General features: G+C 43.2%; 3 protein-coding genes. 1 reads left to right on the top strand and 2 read right to left on the bottom strand.

Annotated features, from left to right (window positions below; genetic code table 11):
• Positions 1-101 precede the first annotated feature (101 nt).
• Positions 102-362 (top strand): hypothetical protein, encoded by a 261-nt coding sequence (locus LZD49_RS35250; protein ID WP_234673343.1) that lies wholly within the window; start codon positions 102-104, stop codon positions 360-362.
• A gap of 663 nt (positions 363-1,025) precedes the next feature.
• On the opposite strand, the gene LZD49_RS35245 is transcribed toward LZD49_RS35250, so the two are convergent.
• Together LZD49_RS35245 and LZD49_RS35240 are read right to left on the bottom strand one after the other, a co-directional pair.
• Complete coding sequence (locus LZD49_RS35245) at positions 1,026-1,553, bottom strand: DUF2442 domain-containing protein (protein WP_234673341.1); 528 nt, start codon at positions 1,551-1,553, stop codon at positions 1,026-1,028.
• Between the two features lie 46 nt (positions 1,554-1,599).
• Positions 1,600-2,034 carry a hypothetical protein gene (locus LZD49_RS35240; RefSeq protein ID WP_234673339.1) on the bottom strand — a complete coding sequence of 145 codons (435 nt, stop codon included), beginning with the start codon at positions 2,032-2,034 and terminating at the stop codon, positions 1,600-1,602.
• Between the last annotated feature and the right edge of the window lie 693 nt (positions 2,035-2,727).

Raw genomic sequence — 2,727 nt, 5'->3', positions numbered from 1 at the left:
CCACATCAAGCACTTGGCTTTTTAACACCGAATGAGTTTAAACAAACGGGATAAGCTCTATTCAGCAATTGATCACCCAAAAGGGGATAACACAAAAATTCATGGTCAGTGTAATCACTGTGTTTGTATTTTTTGTTGCAATCAATGATGGTGGCAGTGGCTCTCACGGTCTCAACGGTGGCGGCGTGGAGCGGGGACTGTCTGGCGGTATCGAAAGAGTGTCCGGGGATAAAGGCGGCAATGGCTTGTCAGGTGGTATCGAACGATTTACCCAAAAAGGATTTGAGCGTGGGCTGAGTGAGAGCGGCGATGGTGTTCGCCCGATCTCTTTCGGCGTCGAAGGTGCCAGACCACTTTTCTAAAATATATAAATACCCACTAGTAAAAGCCGCTCGTATTGGGCGGCATTTTTATTGAAAATCCATTCAAAACCTGGGATTGAAAGCAAGTAAGAGCGGTGTGAAAAGCAGACACACACGAAATCCTACTGTATGCAGCAGATTTAGTGGTGAATGTAGAAGATTAAAAGCTGCCCGAATGATTTGGGCAGACGAAAATGTTGCATCATGAAGATACTAGCCCCTTCCACCTAGTTTTCACAAATGCTCATTCTCTGAGGCCAGATCTCCTTACGATTGCGAGCGAGGCCACATGGCTAATGAATGTGGACTCAGCACTTGACCGGTTGATGCAACAACCGTATATCTGAAATTCGGATGCGCAGGTCATCGGTTCCCCCGTCAACTTCTTTGCGGCATGTTGGTGGTAACCGTCACATATTTCGCAGGTATTATGAGACTGATATAGAATGTCGAACTATAAGCAAGTGCGCGATTTACTAACCATTCCAACGCGGAATTTTGTGGCGCATTAGAGGACGTATCAACTTAATTCAATGCGAAGGGCTTTGAATGTGTCAGAAAACGGGCGTTTTATAACACAATGGGGATAGGCGATGATTGTAATAACCCACCACGGTTGAACATACAGCCAGCCTACCCCCAATACCTTCTTACCGTATCACTTCAGGGCCTTGAGTAGGTGAAAAAGCCTTCGAAACTCAAATCATCGTCCAGCTCCGACCAGTGGATCCCAAAAGCAGAAAGCTCGAACTGCTCGCGCTCTGCCTGGGAAGCGTTAAAGATCCTAGGAAACCACTCCAGCGGCATGCTTCGCTCTTCACCTGATGCCGTCCGGATAAAGATGCGATCGGCCTGAAACCAAACAGCTTTTATGCTAACCTCCATGCTGTGCCGCTCCAATCCGGATTCGATACTTTCCCATACATTCTCCGGGTTGACTGTGATCAGCTCCCCTTTTGCCTTACTTGATCTGGCCTCTTTGACCTTCTTCTCAAAAGAAGGATTGTAAGGGCTCTTTTTGCGTTTCCCGCTCCCTGGCTTAAAATCCCCCTTCATCCACCGGACAAAATTAATGGCCTGCATCTGGTACGTTTTTGCGGATAAGGGCTTCAAATTAGATTGGGACACTTCTTGGAGATACCTGGTTAGCAATCTGTCTATTTCTGTTTGAAAATCGGCATGATCCTTCATTCTCGAATGGGTTATACATCTCAAATGTAGTAGAAGTTAACTCGGCTTATAACCCTAAACTTGAGTAAATAACGGCCTCTTTTGTTTCTGCCAGGCCGGGAAGTTTACCGGCTTCATCATTTGCTTCACAGTTGACCGGGTTCCCGTTACAGTCAAACAGGTAAAATGCAATTCCGCCGCTACCCAGCCCGAAATTAGTGTACACCACTCGTTGACCTTGGTACTTAATCAGGGAAACAATGCCTATATAATTGCCTTTGTGAGTCTTGTTAGTGCGATCTTCTTCAGCTTTGCGAAGCATATCAGATAACCACACCATCGAATTTTGATTGCACAATGCCCGAGCTCTTTTAAGAGCGCCTTCAACATCATGACCTCTTATCGGCTCCTCTGTTGGGCCTTCATTGGTGCAATTTGTTGCAAGAAATAAGACGCAGGCTAAGAGAATAGACGATCTCATTTTTGACAGATAGTTGATCATAAGAGAGACTTGTTAGGTTCGATATAAGACCCCGCTAACAAAAGGATGGTTGTAAGTGCCTAATAAAGAGTGAGTAAACCTTGGACAAAACGAAGAACTTTCCCAAACGGCTGCTACCCTCTTGTTCTGTGTTTTCTCATTTAACATAAAAAGAGTTATCTGAACAACCAGGGCGTTTCTGGCTTCTGTCCTCTTTTCACCAGCCGCCGGTGAAAGGAAATGGGTTGGATTTTTCCCATTTCACCCGACCAATCCAATACCTATTCCATTAAAAACCATACAACCATTTGTCGAAAAATATTATATTGGTCGAAATTATTCATTATCTGGATCTTTTAAGACAGTGCAGAATCCGTAGATTGTCCAACGTTCTATCCGGTAGATTAAACGTTGTAGTGAGGTATTGCTTAATCACCCTCTATGGATCGGAGAGATGATTCATTTTTCAAAGAAAAGAATCTGGCCTCGGATACTCTTGAAATATTTCGAACATATATAATAAGCTTTCAAAAAACAATTTGATCATATAAATAAAATTATATTAATATATATGTTTTAATATTTAATTTATACCTTTCACAAACTCATTTAAGCCTTGTGTAGGCTTCCCATTTTTAGAGTGGTGCGATTTAGACTCAGTTGTTCATTGTGACAGTTAATTCTTCTTTTTTCACGGCATTTTCTTTCAGTAGT

The organism is Dyadobacter sp. CY261, from assembly GCF_021440085.1.
Taxonomy (GTDB): domain Bacteria; phylum Bacteroidota; class Bacteroidia; order Cytophagales; family Spirosomataceae; genus Dyadobacter.
This window is presented reverse-complemented; position numbering and strand designations above follow the sequence as displayed.